Consider the following 22,969-nt stretch of genomic DNA (forward strand, 5'->3'; position numbering starts at 1 on the left):
TGGCCCTTAAGGCCAGGGGTTTTTTATTGGGCAGTTCAGCCGCGAACCTTGGTTGAGCGTAGGTTGCGTTGTTGAAACTCTTCGATGGTCTGGTGACAGGCCTGGATCAGCTGACTGCTGGCGTGTGCCCCGGACAGGTCCAGGCGTTGGCGAAAGCGTGCTTGCAAGGCTTGCCCCACGGCGCGGCGCTCATCGGGCTGACCAAGCCAGTGTTCTAGCGTGGTGAAGTATTCATTTTCTGATGTGGCTGCGTAATGACCCAGTTTGTCGCCGCCGTCGCCATTGTTAATGGCGGCGACAGCCAGACCCTGTTCCATGGCCTGGGCCACGGCGCCACCGCCACCGACCCTGGGCGGATTGATGAAAATATCGCTCAGTGCCAGCCACGGACTGATCGAGGTTTGCGGTTTGATGCGATAGATGCGCGAATGTTGCGGCAGTGCTGTATCAGGCACGACCTCTAACACGCCCAACAACAGCCAGTGCACATCAGGATGAGACTCCAGCAGGGCGAGCATGCGTTGCTGCCACTGCTGGCTCAGCTCATCTTGCAAACGGTAGCCCACGCAGATCAGCACAGTGGCGTTATCGGGCAAACCGAGCGTATCGCGTGTGAGTGGTTTGAAAGGGGCCGTCGGCCAGAAGCGAAACGGAAAATCAAACGGTTGTGGCTGCGCAATACCCGGCCAGATCCCCGCTTTGGTACGGATATCTGCACTCAGCCAGACGTCTACCGGCGCGATGGGCGGCAGAGCATGTACGGACAAACCGAGCACCGGGTAACGCTGGTACAGGTCGAACACCATCGGTGAATAGAATCCCACAAACAGCACCAGGTCCGGTGTAAAGCTTTCAATGGCTTGTTGTATCTCCAGCAGACGGGCACGCAGCGACAGGGCGGTGTCGGGGATCACAAACCGGGCGGTACCAGGGCGTTGCAACTGCAGGCTGGACAGGTCAGCGTCCAGCGCGTGCAGGTGTTCGCTGCCGCCGTGGTAGCTGGCCACTTGCGGGATGTGGTTTTCCTGCGCGCTGAAGGTCACGACCTCGGCAAGTTCTTCGCGCAGCACGTTGAGCATGTTCAGGCTGAACAGTGTACCGCCGTGGTTCGGGCTGGCGATGTGCGGGGTGTAGATCGCGATGCGCAAGCGCTCGCCCAAACGGCGGCGCACGGCAGCTGGGCGCTCGGGTAATTGCCCGGCGACGTGCTGTTGCAGACGTACCAGATTGATCTTCAGCAGGCAGTCGCGCAGGGTCGTACGATCAGTGGTACGAGCCAGAGCGTGGTACCAGGCCAGCCCCATCAGGCTGAAAATCGCGTCGGGCAGGGTATTCGGACCGGCTTGTTCGGCCTGACGGACATACCAGGCAGTATCTTGGGTCAAGGCCGCCATGGCCGAGCAGCGCAGCCACTCACCAGGGCCGGGTGGTAGTACAAACGTGGCCATCTCATCCAGCAGGAGCTGTCGATCAGTACCAGACAATGCCTGTACGCGACGGGCAAGCGCTTGCCACAGCACAGATGAGTGTGAATGGCGTTTTACTGACTCTAGGGCATCGAGTGCCAGAGCAAGGCTCATGACCGGCTCCTGATGGGGAAGGGCGCGCGCAGTGTACACAGAGGCCATTGCAATGAGCAGGTTCAGACGGCTTTAGTCTGCTTGAACACGGCCGACAACCATGGATTGAGTGGTCGGGAATCCAGCGGTACTCATCGAGTTTATCGAGCTGCACATAGTATCTATGTGATATCAATGTCTGGCTTGAACAACACATTCCAATGTCTTATCCATTCAGGAGAGCCAGCCGATGGCTGCGTCTGCGTATTTCAATCAGGTCCAACAGCTCTATATCGCTTATTTTGGTCGTCCAGCTGATCCGACCGGGTTGAACTTCTGGGCCGCCAATATTGATGCAGCTGGCGGCAACCTGAACGGCGTGATCGCGGGTTTCTCGGCCTCCAGTGAGTCAAAAGCCCTGTACGCTTCGGCCACCACGGCGCAACTGGTCTCCTCTATTTACGTTGCATTGTTCAATCGCAACCCGGAACCCGCTGGCCTGGCCTATTGGGTCCAGCAGATTGATTCCGGCACGGTCAGCGGCCCGCGGGCGGCCTATGAGATTCTCAGTTCGGCGGGGCCGGGCGATGCTTCCGCCATCGCCAACAAGGTCAGCGCGGCCACGGCGTTCACCAGCCAGATCGACACTCAGGCAGAAATCTCCGGTTATTCGGGTAGCACGGCTGCTAACTACGGTCGCGCGTTTCTCAGCGGCGTGGATGCCACGCCTGTCAGCCTGAACAACGCCACTGCCAGCAGCAGTCTGGCCACGACCGTGGCAACGGCCACAGGCACCAACGTCGTTGTGACGCCGCCGGCTACGTCGACCGGACAGACGTTTACCCTGACAGCCTCCGCAGACACAGTGACCGGTACCGCCGGCAATGACACGATCACTTCGACCGTGGTCGGTGGCTTTGGTACAGGTGACAAGATTGACGGCGGCGCTGGTACGGACACCTTGAGCGTCACCACGACCGGTGCGCTCAATTCCACTGGTGTGACGGTTACCAATGTCGAGACAGCCTCGTTTACTACAACGGGCAACCTGACGCTCAACACCACGACCTGGACCGGGTTGAATACGCTGACGACCCAAGTGACCGATGGCATTACCAAAGCCACCGCTGGCAATACTGCCTTGGTGCTCACCAGCACGGCGTCCAAGGCAGGATCTATGGGCGACATTCAGGTATCGGGCGGTAGTACCGTGACGATCAACCAAGTGGCCAATAACCCGGTCAATACGACGGTGACAATGGGCTCAGTCACAGTGAGTGGCACAGTTGATACCACCAAAGTGACGGTCAATAATGCTTCGTCGGTTACGGCCGATGCTTTTACAGCGGGTGTTTTCAACACTTCTGTAGAGATCCACGATGTCAACAAAGGCAGTGCTTCGACCGCGGTAGGAAAGATCACCAATGTCAGTGCCAAAGGCATCGCATCCGCCGTTATTTATAGTAATGCCTTAAGCGATCTGTCGATAACGGATGCATCAGCTCAGCTTGCGATCCTGAATAATTCGTCACTCGCCATTGGTAACAAAGTCCAGACGCTGAACCTTACGGTCAATAATGCGAATTTTGCCAATGTGAGCGACGAAAACATCTACACCACCCTTAATGTCATCACCAGTGGTAAGGGCTCGACTTTCGGTAATATCAAAGACTCGGCCCTGACGACGTTGAACGTGTCGGGAAGCCAGACACTCACCTTGACTTCGACAACTGGCATGACTGCCCTGAGTACCGTCAAGGTCAGCGGTTCGGCAGGGCTGACGGCGGACCTCTCGAGTGCCACGGTGACGTCGATCAATGCCTCGGGGACCTCGGGCAACATAACTGTGACCTTCGATGCCAACAAGGCCAGCTATATCGGCGGCAGTGGTAACGACACGCTGACGATTGGTGTTCTCAATCAGGATGCCAGCATTAATGTGGGCAGCGGCAACGATCAGTTGAAGCTTAACGGTGTCCAGACCACCAAGCTGGGATTTGCGTCAGTCACCGGCATGAGCGTGGGGACGGGTGACAAGATTGACTTCAGCGCCGCCAAGGCAGGCGGGGTTGCCAACTCCATCCAGACGACTCTGGGCGCCAAGCTCGCCACGCAGGTCAGTCTGGATGCCTACCTTGATGCAGCCACTGCCGGTGATGGCAGTACTACGGCCATCCTGAGCTGGTTCCAGTTCGGGGGGGACACCTATGTCGTCCAGGACACCTCGACCAACGGCACGTTTGATGTGGGCAAGGACAGCGTGGTGAAACTGTCCGGTACTCTGGAGTTGGCTGCCTCGACGATTGCCAACGGGGTGTTGAGCCTGTAATCGGCCACATTCGGGCGGGGGTTTCGCGGTGCCTGTGGTGCCGCGTGGCTACATGGCAAGCCGCTCCCGCTTGCCTTTGCAGACAGGCGTTTGTCAGGTTTTTTTCAGGCTCTGCCCAACGGCAGCAATCACCCTTGCAACCTCTGCATCACTCAACCCCGGACTCAGCGGCAGGCTGACGGTTTGTCGGCCGATTGCAGTGGCTATCGGTGTGTCTGTCGGCTGCCAGCCGAGTTGTTGTTGATAGGCGGGATGTTCTGTCAGCGCCAGGTAATGTACGCCCACGCCAATGTTGCGGGCGTTCATGCGGGCGATAAAGGTGTCGCGGCTGATGCCACAGCGCGCCTCATCAATGAGCAGCGTATAAAGGTGCAGGGCGTGTTTGACATCCTCAGGCGGCTGCGCAGGGCAAGTGACCGGAAGGTCGGCGAATGCTTGCTGGTAGCGTTGCCAGATCGCTTGGCGGCGTTGCCAACCGGCGTCCAGCCGTTTCAGTTGTTCAAGGCCAATGGCAGCCTGCAAGTCCATCATGTTGTATTTGAAGCCCGGTTCCAGTACTTGGTAATGCTGGTAGCCGTCTTCGGAAAAGCGCTTCCAGGCATCGCGGCTCATGCCGTGCAGGGCCAGGGTACGGATGCGCTCGATATGCTGTTCACTGCGCGCCAGAACCATACCGCCTTCGCCGGTGGTGAGGTTCTTTGTGGCATAGAAACTGAAACAGCCAAAGTCGCCCAGGGTGCCGGCAGGCCGGTTTTTATAGGTGGCCTCCACGGCATGCGCACAGTCCTCGATGACGCTCAGGCCGTGACGTCTGGCGATCGTTTCAATGGCGTCCATTTCACAGGGGCGACCGGCAAAATGCACCACAACCAGTGCCCGGGTGCGCGGGGTAATACGCGCCTCGATGCGTGTCGGGTCGATGTTCATGCTATCGGGGTCGACGTCCACCAGCACCGGAGTCGCCCCGGCGTGCAGGATGGCGTTGGCGGTGGCGCAGAAGGTCAGTGGCGAGGTGATCACTTCGTCACCCTGGCCCACACCTGCGGCCAGCAGGCTCAGGTGCAGTGCGGCAGTGCAAGAGTTGAGTGCGGCGGTCTGGCGTGCACTGAGTCCTTTGTATGCGGCAAACCTGGCTTCGAACTCGGCCACTCGCGGGCCGGTACCCAGCCAGCCTGACTGCAGCGTGGCGACCACGGCCCGGATTTCGTCATCCCCCAGATCTGGCGCGCCGAACACAATGAATTGATCGTTCAACACGCCATCTCCAGTCGTTTGCGTAATTCGCAGCGGCTCAGCAGTGGTCGTTCGAACAGGGCTGCTTGGGCAATGACCCTTTGAACCAGGCTGATGTTGCTGGCCGCAACCCGGCGTGACGAGTCAAACCAGAGATTGTCTTCCAGGCCGGTACGCACACCATCGGCAACCAGCAGCCCGAGGCCATTGGCGCCCAACTGCAAGCGTCCCAGCCCGGCAATGGCGATAATGCAGCCGGGTGGCAAGGCGGACAGAATGGCGCCCAGCTGGATCAGATCAGGTTGGGCACCGGCGATGTTACCCAGCAGTACGTTTACATACAGTGGTGCCTGTAGCAGGCCTTCTTTGAGCAGTACGCCGGCAAAGTGCGCCATGCCGACGTCAAACACTTCCAGTTCCGGACGAATGCCGCGTTCAAGCATGCGTTGGGCCAACTGGCGAATGGTGTCAGGGGCGTTAAGGCTGGCTGACTGCGCGAAGTTCATTGAGCTGAGCGTCAGGCTGGCCATGTCAGGACGGGCGCGGCCATCGAGTTCCAGGACGCGGGAGCGAGCGGCGAAACTTGCATCCAGGCGGCCGCTGGTGGTGACGCAGACAATCAGTTCGTTGCCGTCAGGCAGACTGCGGATGGCTTCGAGCAGGTGCCCATAAGGTTCGGGGTCGCTGGTTTGCAGCCCATCGGCATCCCGTGCGTGCAGATGCACCATCTGCACGCCCAGCGCCATGGCCTGGGCCACATCATCCAGGATCTCGCCATGGTTGACCGGAACGTGGCGATTCATCGCCTTGCTGGGGATCACACCAGTGCAGGCCAGGTTGATAAACAGCGGTTGTCCCACGTGCATTTAGCCCCCTGACGCTTGAAGGGCTGTTTTGCCTGTTTTGCGCGCCGGGTTACCGACGTAAACGCCATCGGCCTCGGTGTCTTTGACCAGTACGGCGCCGGCGCCAATGAAGCTGCGTTCAGCCACATGGATACGGTCACGCAAGACGGCCCCGACACCAATAAAGGCTTGCTCGCCGATGTAGCCTTCACCACCCATGGCGACTTCGGCGGCGACAAAGGCGTGATTGGCCACCTGGCAATGATGTGAGATATGCGCACCGCTGCGGATGATGCAGTTATCGCCGATGCGGGCAAAAGGCTGGATGATCGCGTGCTCGTAGATCAGAACGTTTTCGCCGATGTGCAGGTCAGGCCAGATACTGGCGCGGCTGGAGACATAGCTGACGAAGTCATAACCGCGTTGCTTCGCCACTTCGTAGCGGACACGACGGACAGTATTGATCTGTTGATAGCCCATGGGTATCAACAGGCGGTATTCGTCGGGCGGGTAAAACGCTTCAAGCTGTTCGAACGGCGCCAGAGGCAGGTTTTCGAACTGTTCGGTCTGGCAGTAAGCAGCATCGACGGTGAAGCCTGCGACTTGCCATGGGCTGTCATGCTCCAGGCAATACCTGGCCAGGCTGGCTGAGCGCAGGTTGCCAAAAATCACCACCGGGCGTGAGTCGGCCAGAGCGTCGGCATAGCGAAAGTCGGTCATGATAAGCCGCCGTAGGTGGTTGGAATGGCGGCGATAGCATAGCGCCTTGTTTCGGCTCGGGCACCTTGAACCTTAAAAGCACGGGGGGGCGATTAAAGGGCAGCTTACCCCAGCCAGATTCCCTGGTTCATGACGCTGGCCAGGTTGGCAATGTTCTCATTGCTTTCAGAAAATGAAACGAGCATGTCGTTGCTGCTCAGCCCGTTGTTCAGGGCATTGGTCCAATAGTTGAAGCCCTGGGTATCGGGCGCGCGGTCCAGTACGTTGCGATAGAACGCGGTCAGCAGCTCGCTCTGAGTCTGGACGCTGCCATATAAGGTGCGGAATTCATTGCTGATCATGAACTGGCCGGCGACTGACGACAGGCTCTGGCCGCCATCGATGGCGGCGACCCAGTACTTGATTCCGACGGTGTCCGGTGCCCGGTCGAGTGCTGCCTGGTAAAGCCGATAGGCGCTACCGGCGGTCTGACCCGCTGCGGTATCCAGTGCCAAGGTGCCGTCCTGAAATTTGATGCGCTCAATGTTGGTCAGGGTGTCACGGTCGTTGGCGTTGTTGCGGTTACTCACGCTGGCAACATCGCCGCTGCGCGACAGGTCGTAGGTGCTGCGCAGACCGTTGTAGGTGACGGTGTCGAGCCCGGACAGGCCGTAGAACTGCTCAGCCGCTGTGGTGGCGATGAAGTTATCGTTGCCGGCCGTGCCGTCTCTGCGTGAGCTGGTCGCGGCTTCACCCAGCAACGAATCATTGCTGGCCATGAAACTGACCAGGTCGTTGTACACCAGGCCAATGTCGGCCCAGTTGTCGACGGTCGTGCTGCCGGTGCTTTTGACCCCGATCACATGTGCGCCGGTGCTGTCGGTGACATACAGCGGCCCGCCTGAGCTGCCGCTGCCCAGAATGTCGCTGCCTTCGCGGGAGTAGGCTGTATAGGTGGAATAGCGCGAGTCGTGATGGATGTAGGCCGAGCCTTGGATTAGCCCGGTACTGCCACCCGGATAGCCGATGGTGGTCGCCCACTGGTTCTGGTCATAGCCCGGCGCCAGGCTCATGTAACCCACTTTGTCGCCTACTGCCACGTTGAGTCCGATCAATGCCACGTCGTATTGCGACTCTGCCAAGGTCATGGTGCCGTTAGAGCTGTCCTGAAAGGACTGGCTGGGGTAGGCGAGGGCTTGCCATTTGGCATCCGTGAGCGAAATCAGCGGGGTACTGTCGAACCGGCGGGTCTGGAAGTTGTAATCCGCACCGATGTAGAACTCCAGCTTGGTGGCGTAGCCGCCCAGGTCCGGGTCGTAAACCACATGGGTGGCGGTGAGGATGTCATTGCGCCCCACCACCGCGCCGCTGGCGGTGAACACCTGGCCATTGGCAAAGGTTGCCCTGATGAACACGGCTGTCGAGTATGGATATTGGGTAGGGCTGACTTCAGTGGCCATTATGGGCGTTGCTCGGTGAGGACTGCTGGAGAGTTGATAGCATGGCGCCTGCACCCCGACAAGTGTGTGCGCAGCTGACCGGCGGTCAGCTTTGCAGGGCTGGAGGCGGCTTCAACGGCTCAATTAACGGCACTAACGCGGACTTGTTTCACAATCAGTTCTATCAAACCTGCTCTTGACGCCACATTGAGCTATGATCCGGAAGCAGCCACAGCCCCGCCTTCTTTCCAGGTTTCCCGGAAGGCGGGGCTTTTTTGTGGGCGGCTGTTTGTGGTTGGCCGATCAATGCGTGTGTTTTTAGCCGACAGGCCACACAGCAAAACGCGAATTGCCTTGCAGGCATTTTGTTTTGCCAGCGCAACCCCGGCCGAGCTTAAACCAGAAAATTCCAGTCAGTTTGTTGCAGATAGGCGTTCGTTAGTTCATTGGACGTCACAAAGCCTTGTGCCACTTGTTCCAGGGTTTGCAGGCCCTGATCAATCTGCGCGCTCCAGTACGCTTTACCGATCGGGTCTGTCGGGCGTTTGAGGATCACGTTATAGAGTGTGTCCAGATCGTGGCTGGTGTTGCCATTGAACAGTGTGTTGCCGGACTCCGTGGAGCGAGTCATGGTGATGGCGACCTGGCCCAGGCTTTGCCCGGCCTTGAGCTGGTTGTCCCAATATTCGAAACCGCCCACGTCCGCCTGTCGGCCCAGAATGTTCTGGTACAGGGTGGCGATGGCTTTCTGTTCGGTGGTGACGTTGATATCGATGTATTGGCCTTTGTAGTCCACGATACGCTCAACGTTGACCAGTTTGAGGGTCACACCACGGCCTTTGACCAGCACGTAACCGGCGTGCTGCTCGATCGAGCCATCGCTATAGAGTGTGTCGAAGCCCGTGCCACCATGAAACAGGCTGTCAATGCGCGCCAGGCCAAATCCGAATTCCAGGGTGTCGTTGCCGCCGCCGGCATAGACCGTCCCGCCACGATTGGGATTGATAAAGGCCTGACTGGCGTCATCGCCAATGGCGACAGCGCCGTCGCTGAGCATACTTACCGTGCCTTCGCCGGTGACCAGCGAAAAGAGCGGGGCAACGGCAACCATGCTTTTGGCGTCTGTCTGGCTCAGGTCAACAATCGCGACGGTTTGGGGCGCGGTCCCACTGAGTACAATCCTGTCAGTCGGAAGATTGCTGGCTGTGATGGGGCTGAACGTTGTGACGCTGACCTGGCTCTCGGAACTCAGAGTGCTGAGGTATTTTTCGGTATAGCGGCTGAAATAGGCGCTTTCGTTGTCGGTGATCGTGCCCGGCACTGCTTTAAGCGCCGCCTTGATGGCCGTGGCGGTGTTAGCCAGGCTGTACGGCTCATGAGTGATGGCGGTCACGCCCCAGCCCGTGGGCAGGGATGAAAGGCCCTGGCCGATCTGGATTTGTGCCGAGTCGGCCGGGGCAAGGGTGTCGGTGCGGGCGGCCGTAACAATGGGAACGCTGATGCGGGTGGCGTTGCTGCCATCGGCCAGGGTGATGGCCGTGCGGGTGACGAGCATGCCGTCTTCGAGGGTGATGGTATCTGCCATTTAAAATCTCCTTGTCGGACTGCAGGTTGCAGCGTGTCGCTAAAGCTCCAGCTGGATAATTTAACATCCTCCCCGCTCTAAAGTGCTGGGATTCCCACCATTGGACGCTCATGTCCGAGCGCGAGAATGTTTTTTGCGGCGGTAAGGAATTTCAGCGTCTCCGGTCGCGTGCTAGATTGCCGGTCACTTTTCTGTGCTGTTGCACGCTTTCGATAGGGGCATGTGTTCGATGACGGCTTCCGTAGAGGGTGTCCATACCAGTCTGCTGCCCAACGAACCTCGCGTGGCTGATCCGGCGCGCGAGGCGCAGCTGACCGAACGCTACCTGTTGCCAGCCTTGCCGGCCCTGGAGCAGTTCTTTGTGAGCCTGCGTGCCAGCCTGGACTCCCCTTTGCGCCAGGCCTTGCCGATCAAGCTGGGCAAGCCTTACCCGTTGGGTCAGTGCCTGGAAATTTCCCAGGCGACCGAGCGTTGTCTGGCGCAACTGCAACAACTGCGTTGTGAGGGCCAGGCAGAGCATGGCCGTTTGGCGTTGCTGGCGTTTATGCAGGCCGGGGGGACGGTACGTCAGGTGTGGGGCGACTTGCGCGGCGAGTATTTTCAGAACGCCTTTACCGTGGGTACGCTGTATGTGGATGTGTCCAACGACACGGTGTTCAGCCACAAGCCCAAGGTCGAGATATTACCGTTCGACGAAGCGCGTCTGGTGCCGGTCGAGGATTATTGGCATTTCATTCGGGTGGCGGGCCGTTACTGGAAAGCGCAGGTGTTTCCCAATCATGTCCTGCCAGAGCTGGCGCCCTGGTTTCCGCTGCTGGTGGCGGCGCCTGGCGGCAGCGTGCGTCTAGAGGCGGCGTCCAACTATATGATCAGCCTGACCAGCCGCAGTGGCTTCAGTGCCAGTGTGACCGTGCTGGAGGCATTGGCGCTGGACGATGAATTGTTTGGCCTGTTGCAGCAATGCCTGGCCGACTCGACCCAGCCTGTCGCGGACAATGCCTGGCAAGGCCGGGAGCAAGCCATAAAAGTCTGCGAGCAATACCGCCTGCAACCACCAGAACTGACCCCGGACTATGCCAGCGGCCTGATCGTGCGTTTACAGGAGGCCAACCGGCTGCTGCAGCCGTTACTGGTCAGCCAGAATTGATCGCTCAGGCGTTGACCTGATCGCGCCAATAATTGAGCAATTGTTCCAGAGTCGTGTGCAGCGGGGTTGCCGGCAGCCAGCCGGTGGTGTCGCGCATTGCCTGGGTGCTGCCGGTAGCGGTCGGTACATCAGAAGGGCGCATGCGCTCTGGATCTTGTGTCACTTCGATAGCCATCTTGCTCATACCCAGCAACTCATCGAGGATGCTGCGGATCTGTCGCGGCTGGCCGGAACAGATGTTGTAGCAGCGCGGGTAGCCACCCGTGTGCTCAGAGAGCTTCAGAAGGCGAACATAGGCATCGCACACGTCATTGACGTCGAGGAAGTCGCGACAGGCCTCCAGATTGCCCACTTTAAGTACCGGTGCTTGCTGGCCGGCTTCGATCAGCGCGATCTGGCGAGCGAAGGAGGCGGTGACAAAGTCGGGCGATTGCAGGGCGCCGATGTGGTTGAACGGGCGCACGATGACGCCTGGTTGACCTTGTCGGAAATACTCGTTGAAGGCTGTCTCGGCCGCCAGTTTGCTGGCGGCATAAGGGTTTTGCGGATGACAGGGGGCGCTTTCGTCCAGGGCGACGCCTTGCTTGAAGCTTGCGCCGTAGACTTCTGACGAGCTGACAAACAGCACGAAGGCTTCAGGCGCCTGGTTACGCAAGGCTTGCAGCAGATTGACGCTGCCGATGACGTTGGTTTGCCAGGTCTGCAAAGGTTCTTTGAAGCTCTGTGGCACATTGGTAATCGCCGCCAGGTGTACGACGTGCGTCGGCCTGGCCTGAGCAATGGCCTGTTCAACCGCAATAGCGTCACGAATGTCGCAGTCAGCGCTGGTCAGGGCCAGGACCTGGTGGCCGGCGTCCTGCAGGCGGCGGGTCAGGATCTGTCCAACAAACCCGTTGGCACCGGTGAGGAGGATGCGTTGCATGTTCAGGGGTTCCTTGATGACCGTGCGCAAGCCGGTGAGTTTAACAGTTACGGATTTCAACGCGGCGTCTGCCACTGGTGGTTACTGCCGGCAGAGGAGACGGTTTTAGTTAGCCTAATTGATCAGGCAGGGCTGACCTGCCGGTAGATCTCCAGGGTTTCCTGTGCACAACGTTTCCAGGAGAAGTCTGCCGCGCGTTGCAAGCCGCTTTGCGCCAATTGTTGGCGCAGAGCCGGGTCGCTCAGCAGCTCAAGCAGATGGCTGCGTAGATGCTCGGCGTTGCTGCGCTCCATCAACCGCGCGCTGTCCTGAGCAAATTCCGACATGGAGGTATCGTCGGTGCAGATCACGGGGACCGCGCACTGCATGGCTTCAAGCACTGGCAGGCCGAAGCCCTCATAAAGTGACGGGTAAGCGAACGTCGCCGCGCCTGCATACAGTGCTGGCAGGTCGACGCCGGGGACAAAGCTCAGTTGCCGCAGGCCAGAGGTGGCCTCCAGAGCCTTTATACGCTCGGCCAGCTGCTGGTTCTGCCAGCCAGGGGCGCCAGCCAGCACCAGCGGGAATTCTTCACGCAGGGTCTGTGGCAAGCTGCTCCAGGCATCCAGCAGTGTGTCTACACCTTTGCGTGGTTCCAGGGTTCCGACGAACAACACATAGCGGCCGTGCTGAAGTTTGTAGCGCTGTAGAGTGGGTCGTGTCTGCTCACGGGTCTGGACTCGATAATCCTGAGAGGCTCCCAGGTAGACCGTACGTACCCGGTCAGGGCTGACGCCGAAATCGCCGATCAACTCGTCGCGGATGATGTTCGAATCGGTAATCAGGTAATCGGCGCGCTTGAGGGTCTTGGGCAGTTGGGCGCTGAGCCAGTCCACCCGCTTTTTCGGGTGAAATTGCGGGTAATGGAGGAAGGACAGGTCATGGATGGTCGACACGCATGGGCCTGAGTGAGCCTTGAGCATGAAATTAGGCTCGTGATAGACGTAGTCGCGTCGATGTCGGGCACGTAGTTTCAGTTGCAGGTCACGCAGCATCTCACGCGCTTTGTAAGCCAGTGTCCAGTTACGCAATGTGTTGCGCAGCTGCGTTTTCAGGCTCTCTCTGGCGGCGCCTGGGTTATTGAGAGCCTGGGCGTACTGCAAGCTCGCCTGGGCACAATTGGTCAGCGCCTGGTTGGCTGGCCATGAGCGCGCGCCGATGAAGCATTCGATGTGCTCGATATCTTCGTCTTGCAACTGCTCTATCAGATTCAAGGTGTAGTTCCCGATTCCGGTCAGGGGCGGGATGAGCGACTCGATATTGAGCAATAGCTTCATGAACGGTGGGTTTACCTGGCTGCACGGTCGAGGGGGAACGTCTCAGGATGATCTGAGGGCGGCGAGTTTAACAGGGGGCAATGAATACACACGAATCTATGAATTTTTTACTTTTTTAGTGGTATTGTGGGCATCACAGTTTTTCGGGCTGCTTCGGTACAACTCCTGACGTCAAAAAATCCGAACTGCCTTTGCGCCGTTCGTCTGGACCGCGTTTATGGCGCCATTTTTTGGTCGACTGATGAGGTGTGGTCACGGTTTGTCGAATTTTTTTTCATCAACCCGTTGACGACAGTGCCGTAGGGAATCATTGTGGCAATTCAACATCATCTGGGGGGTATGTCCTCAGGATTTTGTTTGCCGGTCACGATCTTGAACCGATTGTGATCCAAAGCGAGGTTTCGCCGGGTTGCAGATCGCAACCGGGCAGCAAGAGCAGTAAGTTCTGATCGTTGCCATTCTCCAGGGTGGTTGTGATTTGAAGCTGAGGCATCGAGGGGGCCACCCCCCTCGATGCTTTTTTTTGCCTTTTAAGTAAGCGCCTTCAGCAAAAGCGTTGCATCTGGCTGGCCTGTATTGCTTCGACTACCCACCGGCGGCTCGGTTCCAGAGCTCCATTGCCATGTTTGTATGCCGTCTCGGACTTAAACTTCCAGCCAGATACCGTTTTTGATGGCCGCCGCCGTGTTATTGACGTTCTCAGTGCTTTCCGAAAAGGCCGCAAGCATTTCGTGGGTCTGCGTACCGGTGCTCGCTGCATTGCTCCAATAGGCCAGACCCGTGGCGTCTGGAGCACGGTGCAGAACGTTCTGATAAAAGCTGGTGATCATACTGTTGGTATCGGTCGCTGTATGAAGCTTCTGAAATTCTGCGCTCTGTACAAAACCCAAGGCGACTTCTGTCAGGCTGGTGCCGGCATCCATCTTGTCTACCCAGTATTTCAGCCCTGCGGTATCTGGCTTGCGATCGAATGCAGCCTGATAAGCCCGATAAGCGGAGCCGGCCGCGTCACCGGCTTTGACATCCAGGGCCAGAGTGGCATCGTCAAACACTACGCGTTCAATGCTGTTCAGGGTGTCAGTCTTGCCCAGGCCCTTGGCCGTGAAACCGTTAGCATTGGCAGTGACAGTGAAGAAACTGCGGTCAGCGGCGTAGTGCACCGTGTCGCGACCCTCACCGCCGTTATAGACGTCGTCACCAAGCTGGGCATAGAAATGATCGTTGCCCACGGAGCCGTTATAGGTGTCATTGCCGTCATAAAAACCGTCGGTTTTGAGGCGAAGCATGTTGATGCTCAGCCCGCTGACAGTGAAAAAGTCCTCACCGCCTGCTGAATAGCTGGCGCCGGTAATGGTGCCCAGTACGTTTGAGGAGGTGTAAATGAAAGAACCTTTAAGGGTCGATGTGTAATAACCGTCGCTGTAGGAAATCTGGTTGTTGGTGGCGCTGGTGACCGTACTGACATTGGCCGCGCGATCCAGATCAAAATTGTCCAGTGGCCGATTATAGGTAATGGTTGCCATGGGAGGGATGTTCTCCTGATATGAGCGTGGGGAGGGAGGGACAGGCTGATCAACTCAGCCAAAGGCCGCCTTGCAAGACAGCGGAAGTTGTGCTGATATTTTCATTGCTTTCGGAGAATGCAATCAGCACGTCACTGGCGCTCATGCCATTGGCCATGGCTGAACTCCAGTAATTGAAACCCGTGGTGTCTGCGCTGCGATGCAGAACATGCTGGTAGTAGTTACTGATCAATGTGCCCGGGTCATTGCCGGGGTTGAGCGCCTTGAATTCGTTACTCTGTACGAAGCCTGCGGCGATCTGCGCAAGGGAAGTACCGCTGTCCAGTTGCTTGATCCAGTAATTGAGCCCGACAGTGTCTGGCTGGCGGTCAAATGCGGCTTGATACAGACGGTATGCTGAGCCTGCATTTTCTCCAGCGCCCGTGTCGATGGCCAGCGTAGAGCCGTCACCAAAGCCAACCCGCTCGATGTTGACCAGGCTATCGGTCTTTCCGGCGATATTGACCGTGTGACCGGCACCGCTGGTTTTTACGCTGACGCCGGCTTTACCTGTGTTGTACCAGACCGTATCGATACCGGCACCGCCGTCATAATGATCGCTGCCGGCGCTGGCACGAAACAGGTCATTGCCGCCTGAGCCAATAAAGGAGTCATTACCTTTAAACAGTTCATTCATGGCAGCCTTGATATCGAAGTTTCCAATGGCCTCGGCCGTTGTAACCGCGTCGGCATTCAGACCAGTAATTTCGTAGTACAGGCCATTTTGATAGGCGACCGTCGATGTCAGAGTGCCACCTGTTATTTCATTGTTGCCGAACTGAAACAGGCCAAAGTAGTCCTGCTGGCGAACGCCATCAGTCGCGCGTATATGGCCTGCTTCGATGATCGTAAACTCACCGTCCCAGGCCGGCAGGTTATTCATGTTGATCGGCTGATGAAGTTTTACGGTCGCCATGATCTTCCTTAATTCAGGTTGCAATGTGTCGTTGCAGCGCTACACAGCTGCCAAGTGCAAGTGTATGAAGGGCAGTGTCGATAGTGATGAACAATGGATACGAAGTAGATGTATCTGACTGTAATAAGCAGATTTTGTTCCGGAAAAATGGCTTCGCGCTAATGGCCACTAAAGGCGATATGCCATATTGCATCCTTATTAGCACCCCCGGATAATGCGGCCCTTCGCATGCCCGCGTGGCTATCAGAATGGAGCTTCTATGTTCACCCCCGTAATTCTGGCTGGCGGTAACGGTTCACGGCTGTGGCCGCTGTCGCGGCAGAGCTTCCCCAAGCAATTTCTGGCCCTGGACGGTCAGGATCAGGGGACGATGTTTCAGCGCACCCTGGCGCGCCTGGACGGCCTGGAGCACTCGCCAGCCCTGGTGGTGAGCAACGAAAACCATCGCTTTATCGTCGCCGAGCAACTGCGTGTGGCGAAGATCAAGAGCCAGCGCATCATCCTTGAGCCGCTGGCGCGCAACACCGCGCCGGCCATTGCTCTGGCGGCGCTGCAAGCCACCGTAGACGGTGCCGATCCGGTGCTGCTGGTGCTGGCGGCCGACCACCACATTCATGACGAGCAGGCGTTTCGCAACGCCGTGCAGGTCGCCCAGGCGCATGCCGAGGCGGGCCGTCTGGTGACCTTCGGCATCACCCCGACGCATCCTGAGACTGGCTTCGGTTACATCCAGTGTGGCAAGGCCATTGAGCAGGGCGGTTTCGCGATCGCCGCGTTCAAAGAGAAGCCATCGCCGGAGCTGGCCGCCGAGTACCTGTCTTCAGGGGCTTACCTCTGGAACAGCGGCATGTTCATGTTCCGTGCCTCGGTGTTCCTCGCCGAGCTGGAGCGTCATCGCCCGGATATTCTCAGTGCTTGCCGGGTGGCGCTGGAGCATGCGCAGACCGACAGCTACTTCACCCATGTACAAGCCGAGCAGTTCGCCCTGTGCGCTGACGAGTCGGTTGACTACGCGGTGATGGAGCACACCGAAGCCGGTCTGGTGGTGCCGCTGAACGCGGGCTGGAACGATCTGGGCAGCTGGTCGGCGATCTGGGATGTCGGCCCGCATGATGCCAACGCCAATCGCCTGGAAGGCGACGTGCTGGCCATCGACACCAACAACTGCCTGGTGCAGTCGCATCACCGCCTGGTGGCCACCGTGGGCGTCGAGGACCTGATCGTCATCGAGACCAAGGACGCCATCCTGGTGGCCAACAAGCACGACAGCCAGCAGGTCAAGGACGTGGTCAAGCGTCTGCAGGCCGAAGAGCGTCCCGAGTTCGTCACCCATCCGCTGGTCAACCGTCCGTGGGGCCATTACGACACCATCGACAAGGGCGACCGCTACCAGGTCAAGCGCATCAGCGTATTACCGGGTGAATGCCTGTCGCTGCAACTGCACTACCACCGCGCCGAGCACTGGATCGTGGTGTCCGGTACCGCCAAGGTGACCTGTGATGACCAGGAACTGATCCTCTCCGAGAACCAGTCGACCTACATTCCGCTGGGCGTCAAGCACTCGCTGGCCAACCCGGGCAAGGTGCCGCTGGAACTGATCGAGGTACAGTCCGGGGCATATTTGGGCGAGGACGACATTGTGCGGTTTGAGGATCGTTACGGGCGCCTAGCCAAGTAAGAATGTAGCGGTGCCGGGTGCAAACAGCCCGGCACCTATACCGTTCGGCAGATAACTAAAGTAATAGTGGCATCATGATGCCTATTCCGACGAGCAGCACTGCACTCAGTGGTGGCAAATCGACACAATCCCGGCACACATCCAACCACCGGGTATTGATTCATGGTCTCGACGGTCACCTCCTACACGGATTCTCGCAACAAGGCAGCGCCAGGCCAGGGATATGATGGCGTTGTAAAGGTTTCCACAGGAGGTGTTTACGGAACCGGCGTGCTGCTCTACGGCGGCCAGGCGATTCTCACGGCGGCGCATCTGTTCAAGCCGGGCAATTCGCAAAGTACCGTGACCTTCGAAACCACGGCTGGCATCCAGACCTTGAGTTCAAGCAATGTCACGATCTTGCCGGGTTATGACGCCAATAGCCTGAATAACGATCTGGCCATCGTCTGGCTCAACGGCCATGCCCCGGTCACTGCGAACCGTTATGACATCTACCGTGCCAGTGATGAAATCGGCCAGACCATGACCATTGTTGGTTATGGTCGGCCGGGCACCGGTGACAGCGGCATCTCGACCAGCTATTCGTCGGCACCAATCCGCCAGAAGGCCTCCAATACGTTTGATGCCGATGCCGCAGCGTTGAAAGCCAAGGCCGGCGGTATCCTGCCGTTCACGCCTAAGGCTGGTACGCAGTTGATTGCCGATTTCGATAACGGCAGCAGCAGTCAGGATGCCTTGGGGCAATTTCTCAACCTCAAGCATACCGGTGTTGGCCAGGTTGAAGGGATGATCAGCAGTGGCGACAGTGGGGGCCCTGCTTTTATCGGCAACAAGGTAGCCGGTATTGCCAGTTACATCAGTACCCTGAGCATGGGCAGCGCGCATCCTGATGTTGATAACAGCCTCAACAGCAGTTTTGGCGAGATCGCTGCCTGGCAGCGCGTCAGCGCCCAGCAAGAGTTCATTGATAAGGCGATTCGGGCCAGTTACGTCGACGCGCCGACCAAAATGTCCGAGGTCAAGCAGAACGTGGTCGAAGGCCAGGCCGGTACCTTTACCAACGCCTATTTCATGGTTGAACTGACCGCGCCAAGAAAAGACCCCAATGCGTTGATCAGCTTTAACTTCACCACTCGCGATGGTACTGCCAAAGCCGGTGAGGATTATCTGGCCAACAAGGGCACTCTGGTGTTCTACCCGAACGAAACCAAGGCCGTGGTGGCGGTGGAAATCATCGGCGACAATCGTCTGGAGGCCAACGAAACCTTCTACATGGACTTTACCAACGCATCGGGCGCGGCGTTCGACAATGGGGCGCTGGTTCTGACCGGCACGCGCACCATCGTCAACGACGATATCTGGCCGGTTTGATGGCACAGCGCTGATTTGTGATTGAGTCGGCGCTTCTTCTGCAATGGACGTTGACGGGCGCGTTTACAGGTAGCATGGTGGCTATTCAATGCTACTCCACCTCGATATCGAGACCTTCATGAAGAAAGCTTTAGCTGCGCTCGGTCTGTCATTGATGTTTGTGCAGGCTGCGCCTGCCTTAGCCGCTACGATCAAGATTGAAAACAGGTCTTCCTGGGAAATCCATGAGATCTATTTTGCGCCGACCAGTCAGGATGACTGGGGTGATGATCATCTGGGCAATCAGGTGCTCAAGACCGGTATGACCTTGAGCCTGACCGGTGTCAACCCGGGCAAGTGGGATGTGCGTCTGGTGGATGAGGACAACGACGAGTGTGTCGTTAAAGGCCAGAAAATCAGCGCCTCGGAAACGTTTGTGATCGAGGATGACGACTTGCTCAGTTGCCAGGCTGAGACTGATCAGTAGTTGCGCATGTAACGAGTGTTGAAGAAACCCCGATTTTTCGGGGTTTTTTTATGTCCGGATGCATGGGATGAATAAACCCCGTCTACGCTTGCCAATAGCAGAGGGTCCACTCCAACGATCGGTGTCGCTATGTTCAATACCCGCTTGAAAACGGAAGTCCAGGCGCTGCATTCCGAATTGTCGATGTTCCAGCAATTGCAAAAAGGCATTGATGCATGTCTGGTGCATATCATCCTTGATGCCCAATACAATATTATTGAGGCCAATGACAATTTCCTGCGTATGTTGGGTTATCGCGCCGAGCAGGTGGTGGGCAAACCACTGGATCAGTACATCCCGGCCTATGTCAAACAGCTCGACTGTTACCGCAATCTGGTGGCGTCGGTGCAGAAGGGCGAGCCGGTGACCGACACTTACCGCTTTCTGCGAGCCGATGGCAGCCTGGCCTGGATCCGGGCCGTATGGCAGCCGCTGCAGGACGCTCGCGGTCAATTGACAGGCATTCATTGCCTGGGCTCGGACATTACCGAGTCGGTGGACACCGCCGCCGAAAACGCGGCGTTCATCCAGGCGCTATTGCGCTCTACGGCAGTGATCGAGTTCGACCTGAGCGGCCATGTGCTCAAGGCCAATGAGCAGTTTTTGCGTGGCATGGGCTACAACATGGCGCAGATCCGCGGCAAGCATCACAGCATGTTCTGTGAGCCCGCCGAAGTGGCGTCCAATGCTTACCGGGAGTTCTGGTCGACCCTTAACCGGGGCGAGTTCGTCGCCAGCCGTTTCAAGCGCATCGACAGCCATGGCCGCCCGGTATGGCTGGAGGCGACCTATAACCCGGTGCACGATGCTCAGGGCAGGCTGTACAAGGTGGTCAAGTTCGCCACCGTGATCACGGATCAGGTCGCCCGCGAAGAGGATGTCAGCCAGGCGGCGAGTATCGCGTTCGATATTTCCCAGCGCACCGACGTCACTGCCCGGCGCGGCGCCGAAGTGGTGCAGAACACCGTGCACACCATGCGGCGGATCTCGGAAGAAATGCAGTCGGCCTCTGCCGGCATCGAGGCGCTGGGCAAGCAGTCGCTGCTGATCAGCTCCATCGTGCAAACCATCGGCGGGATTGCCCAGCAAACCAACCTGCTGGCCCTCAACGCCGCCATCGAGGCGGCCCGTGCCGGCGAGCAGGGCAGGGGCTTTGCCGTGGTCGCCGACGAGGTCCGGCAACTGGCCGGGCGCACCAGCGCGGCCACCGAAGAGATTGTCAGCGTGGTGCAGCAGAACCAGTCGCTGACCGACGAAGCCGTGCGCGGCATGGCCAACAGCCGCGGCCAGGCCGAACAAGGGCTGGCGCTGGCCAATGAGGCAGGGTCGGTGATTGTCGAGATTCAGGATGGGGCGCAGCAGGTGGTCAATGCGGTGGGGCGCTTTGCCAGTCAGTTGTAGGGGCGCACGAAGAATTATCGGAAGTGCCCTTCAGGAGAAAGAGAGATGTCTTGCATTCTAGCCTTGTACAAGCGTGCAAAATCGCCAATGCAAGGCACCCACTGATCCGGTTCGCGACAAGCCTTAAGCACTTAGACCGGGGAGGATGCCAATCTAACGAGAAGAACAGCCTGATTGAGTTAGTCCAGTTACTGGACTAACCTTAGGAGCACCCCTTCAATGATTGAGATATGTTGTATGCAAACGCACAACATTCATGCAGCCAAAACCAATTTTTCTCAGCTCGTCGATGCCGCGGCCAATGGGGAAACCATCATCATTGCCAAGGCCGGCGTACCGGTCGCGAAACTGGTCCCCATCACAGCACCAAGGCGGCGGGGCATGTTGAAGGATGTGACGTTTGATGCCGACGCTTCGCAGGCGATGGACAGCGAGATTGCAGATCTGTTTGAGCACAAAGAATGAAGCTGCTGTTTGATACCCACGTCCTGGTATGGGCTGCAACGGACGATGTAAGGCTTTCAACAGAGGCCGCGAGATTGATCGACGATGAAGCCAATATTCTTTATTTCAGCGCAGCCAGCCTGTGGGAACTCACGATAAAAGGGGCTGAGCGAACAGGTATCGTTCCTTCCTTGTTGCATAAGGCACTGCTGGACGCAGGTTATCTTGAATTGCCGATTACCAGCGAGCACAGCCTGGCGATCAGCACCTTGCCGGATCATCACCGCGACCCATTCGACCGCATTATGGTGGCTCAGGCGTTGGTTGAGGGTATCAGCCTAGTCACGCATGACCGCATGTTGCGCTTGTATCCCCATACGTTGGTTGTTTGAGTCATCTTGTTTGAGCCGTTAGATCGGAGCCGCTTATACAGGAAGGTTCTGAGGTGAGCGAGCCTACCCAATTGACCATCAAGGCGCGACAAGCCCCGCCGTTCAGGGCGGGGACGGATAGCACGGACGGCGTAGCCGTCCCTGGTTGCCGTGGGGTGGCTGCTGCTGTTCGGTGTACGCACCGCCACAGGATGATGCGAAGTAACATGGCGACACAGATGCCCTTCTACGGCGGTATTTCGTTACAAAGACCCCATGGGCATGCATCTTGAAAACACCGTGCCCTCCGCGCCTAATGTTGCCTTCATTGCTCATGGCTCAAGAGCAGCATGCAACGACTTCAAGCCTTCAAGTACGAACTCATGCCAGACGGCCGGCAGGAGCGGCAAATGCGCCGCTTTGCGGGCTCCTGTCGCTTCGTCTTCAACAAGGCGCTGGCCTTGCAGAAGGAGCGCCACGAGCAAGGCGAGAACAAGCTCGGCTATGCGGGCCTGTGCAAGTTGCTGACCGAGTGGCGCAATAGCCCGCAAACTGCATGGCTGGCCGATGCGCCGGTTCACCCATTGCAACAGAGCCTCAAGGATCTGGAACGGGCCTACGCCAACTTTTTCGCCAAGCGAGCCGACTTTCCCCGGTTCAAGAAGAAGGGGCAGAACAACAGCTTGCGCTATCCCGACCCGAAACAGATCAAGCTCGACCAGACCAACAGTCGCCTGTTTCTGCCCAAGCTGGGCTGGCTGCGCTACCGCAACAGCCGCGAGGTGCCTGGCACGGTGAAGAACATCACCGTGAGCCAGTCGTGTGGCAAGTGGTTCGTGAGCATCCAGACCGAACGAGAGATCGATGAGCAGCCCACGGCGCAGGGTGCGGCAGTCGGCATCGACATGGGCATTGCCCGCTTCGCCACGCTTTCGGATGGCTCGTTCTACGCACCATTGAACAGCTTCAAACGCCATGAAACCGCGCTGTGCAAAGCGCAGCAGGCGATGAGCCGCAAGGTCAGATTCAGCCGCAACTGGAACAAGGCGAAAGCCCGCGTCCAGCGCATTCACTCGCGCATCGGCAATGCCCGCCGCGACTACCTGCACAAGTGCTCCACCACGATCAGCCAAAACCACGCGATGGTGTGTATCGAGGACTTGCAGGTACGCAATATGTCCAGGTCGGCGGCAGGCACGGCCGAGGCACCGGGAAGAAACGTTCGGGCCAAGTCTGGCCTGAACAGGTCCATCCTCGATCAGGGCTGGTTCGAGTTCCGCCGCCAACTGGACTACAAGCTGGCGTGGCGCGGCGGCTGGCTGATTGCCGTACCGCCGCGAGATACCAGCCGCACGTGCCCGTGTTGCGGCCATGTGTCGGCGGCCAACCGCCAGACGCAGGCGCTGTTCAGGTGTGTGGGATGTGGTTTTGAAGGCAACGCCGATGTGGTCGGCGCGATGAATGTACTAAGGGCGGGACACGCCCGGTTAGCCTGTGAAGTGAGCGCAGAGGTCATGGCGCCAGCAGCAGGAACCCACCGAAGCGACTCGGGGGCGGCTCGATGCCGCGCCTGAGCGCCGTAGGAATCTCCGGCCTTCAGGCCGGGGAGGATGTCAAGAAACCGGGATTATCGTCGCAGAGTTGTAT

Annotated in this window: 19 protein-coding genes and 1 pseudogene; 9 read left to right on the top strand and 11 right to left on the bottom strand. The window is 58.2% G+C overall.

Going from position 1 to position 22,969, the window contains the following annotated elements:
• Positions 1-35: 35 nt before the first annotated feature.
• The gene (locus tag NJC38_RS18775; RefSeq protein ID WP_253116468.1) at positions 36-1,580 is read right to left on the bottom strand and encodes a hypothetical protein; all 1,545 of its coding nucleotides are present in this window, start codon (positions 1,578-1,580) and stop codon (positions 36-38) included.
• A 229-nt stretch (positions 1,581-1,809) separates the two neighbouring features.
• On the opposite strand from NJC38_RS18775, the gene NJC38_RS18780 reads away from it, so the two are divergent.
• The gene (locus NJC38_RS18780) at positions 1,810-3,888 is read left to right on the top strand and encodes a DUF4214 domain-containing protein (protein WP_253116471.1); all 2,079 of its coding nucleotides are present in this window, start codon (positions 1,810-1,812) and stop codon (positions 3,886-3,888) included.
• A 93-nt stretch (positions 3,889-3,981) separates the two neighbouring features.
• On the opposite strand, the gene NJC38_RS18785 is transcribed toward NJC38_RS18780, so the two are convergent.
• The 5 genes from NJC38_RS18785 to NJC38_RS18805 form a co-directional block, all read right to left on the bottom strand.
• Positions 3,982-5,145 carry a DegT/DnrJ/EryC1/StrS family aminotransferase gene (locus NJC38_RS18785; RefSeq protein ID WP_253116473.1) on the bottom strand — a complete coding sequence of 388 codons (1,164 nt, stop codon included), beginning with the start codon at positions 5,143-5,145 and terminating at the stop codon, positions 3,982-3,984.
• Complete coding sequence (locus tag NJC38_RS18790; RefSeq protein WP_253116474.1) at positions 5,139-5,987, bottom strand: 3-keto-5-aminohexanoate cleavage protein; 849 nt, start codon at positions 5,985-5,987, stop codon at positions 5,139-5,141. The genes NJC38_RS18785 and NJC38_RS18790 overlap by 7 nt, the downstream gene beginning before the upstream one ends.
• On the bottom strand, positions 5,988-6,686 hold the full coding sequence (locus tag NJC38_RS18795) for an acetyltransferase (protein WP_253116476.1): 699 nt from the start codon (positions 6,684-6,686) through the stop codon (positions 5,988-5,990).
• A gap of 104 nt (positions 6,687-6,790) precedes the next feature.
• Complete coding sequence (locus NJC38_RS18800) at positions 6,791-8,125, bottom strand: DUF4214 domain-containing protein (protein ID WP_253116478.1); 1,335 nt, start codon at positions 8,123-8,125, stop codon at positions 6,791-6,793.
• Positions 8,126-8,498: 373 nt separating this feature from the next.
• Complete coding sequence (locus NJC38_RS18805; RefSeq protein ID WP_253116479.1) at positions 8,499-9,689, bottom strand: DUF4214 domain-containing protein; 1,191 nt, start codon at positions 9,687-9,689, stop codon at positions 8,499-8,501.
• Between the two features lie 229 nt (positions 9,690-9,918).
• On the opposite strand from NJC38_RS18805, the gene NJC38_RS18810 reads away from it, so the two are divergent.
• On the top strand, positions 9,919-10,836 hold the full coding sequence (locus NJC38_RS18810) for a hypothetical protein (RefSeq protein ID WP_253116481.1): 918 nt from the start codon (positions 9,919-9,921) through the stop codon (positions 10,834-10,836).
• A 4-nt stretch (positions 10,837-10,840) separates the two neighbouring features.
• On the opposite strand, the gene NJC38_RS18815 is transcribed toward NJC38_RS18810, so the two are convergent.
• The 4 genes from NJC38_RS18815 to NJC38_RS18830 form a co-directional block, all read right to left on the bottom strand.
• A complete protein-coding gene (locus NJC38_RS18815; RefSeq protein ID WP_253116483.1) occupies positions 10,841-11,758 on the bottom strand; it encodes a GDP-mannose 4,6-dehydratase in 918 nt (305 codons plus the stop codon).
• Between the two features lie 122 nt (positions 11,759-11,880).
• The gene (locus NJC38_RS18820) at positions 11,881-13,074 is read right to left on the bottom strand and encodes a glycosyltransferase family 1 protein (protein WP_253116486.1); all 1,194 of its coding nucleotides are present in this window, start codon (positions 13,072-13,074) and stop codon (positions 11,881-11,883) included.
• Positions 13,075-13,718: 644 nt separating this feature from the next.
• Positions 13,719-14,597: a DUF4214 domain-containing protein gene (locus NJC38_RS18825; protein ID WP_253116488.1), complete on the bottom strand. Its 879-nt coding sequence runs from the start codon at positions 14,595-14,597 to the stop codon at positions 13,719-13,721.
• Between the two features lie 49 nt (positions 14,598-14,646).
• Complete coding sequence (locus NJC38_RS18830) at positions 14,647-15,552, bottom strand: DUF4214 domain-containing protein (RefSeq protein ID WP_253116490.1); 906 nt, start codon at positions 15,550-15,552, stop codon at positions 14,647-14,649.
• 259 nt (positions 15,553-15,811) lie between these two features.
• Here NJC38_RS18830 and NJC38_RS18835 point away from each other — a divergent pair, with 259 nt between their 5' ends.
• From NJC38_RS18835 to NJC38_RS18860, 6 genes are all read left to right on the top strand, one after another.
• A complete protein-coding gene (locus NJC38_RS18835; RefSeq protein ID WP_253116492.1) occupies positions 15,812-17,230 on the top strand; it encodes a mannose-1-phosphate guanylyltransferase/mannose-6-phosphate isomerase in 1,419 nt (472 codons plus the stop codon).
• Positions 17,231-17,392: 162 nt separating this feature from the next.
• The gene (locus NJC38_RS18840; protein ID WP_290447304.1) at positions 17,393-18,601 is read left to right on the top strand and encodes a trypsin-like serine protease; all 1,209 of its coding nucleotides are present in this window, start codon (positions 17,393-17,395) and stop codon (positions 18,599-18,601) included.
• 118 nt (positions 18,602-18,719) lie between these two features.
• Complete coding sequence (locus NJC38_RS18845; protein WP_253116496.1) at positions 18,720-19,067, top strand: hypothetical protein; 348 nt, start codon at positions 18,720-18,722, stop codon at positions 19,065-19,067.
• A gap of 129 nt (positions 19,068-19,196) precedes the next feature.
• Positions 19,197-20,507: a methyl-accepting chemotaxis protein gene (locus NJC38_RS18850; protein ID WP_253116497.1), complete on the top strand. Its 1,311-nt coding sequence runs from the start codon at positions 19,197-19,199 to the stop codon at positions 20,505-20,507.
• Between the two features lie 237 nt (positions 20,508-20,744).
• Positions 20,745-20,972 carry a type II toxin-antitoxin system prevent-host-death family antitoxin gene (locus NJC38_RS18855; protein WP_253116499.1) on the top strand — a complete coding sequence of 76 codons (228 nt, stop codon included), beginning with the start codon at positions 20,745-20,747 and terminating at the stop codon, positions 20,970-20,972.
• A complete protein-coding gene (locus NJC38_RS18860) occupies positions 20,969-21,343 on the top strand; it encodes a type II toxin-antitoxin system VapC family toxin (protein WP_253116501.1) in 375 nt (124 codons plus the stop codon). The genes NJC38_RS18855 and NJC38_RS18860 overlap by 4 nt, the downstream gene beginning before the upstream one ends.
• A gap of 225 nt (positions 21,344-21,568) precedes the next feature.
• Here NJC38_RS18860 and NJC38_RS18865 read toward each other — a convergent pair.
• A pseudogene (locus NJC38_RS18865) lies at positions 21,569-21,658 on the bottom strand (IS200/IS605 family transposase); the annotation flags it as partial.
• 14 nt (positions 21,659-21,672) lie between these two features.
• Here NJC38_RS18865 and NJC38_RS18870 point away from each other — a divergent pair.
• A complete protein-coding gene (locus NJC38_RS18870; protein WP_253116502.1) occupies positions 21,673-22,896 on the top strand; it encodes a transposase in 1,224 nt (407 codons plus the stop codon).
• The last annotated feature ends 73 nt before the right edge of the window (positions 22,897-22,969 follow it).

Origin of the sequence: Pseudomonas sp. 21LCFQ010 (assembly GCF_024129905.1) — a bacterium.
Lineage (GTDB): Bacteria > Pseudomonadota > Gammaproteobacteria > Pseudomonadales > Pseudomonadaceae > Aquipseudomonas.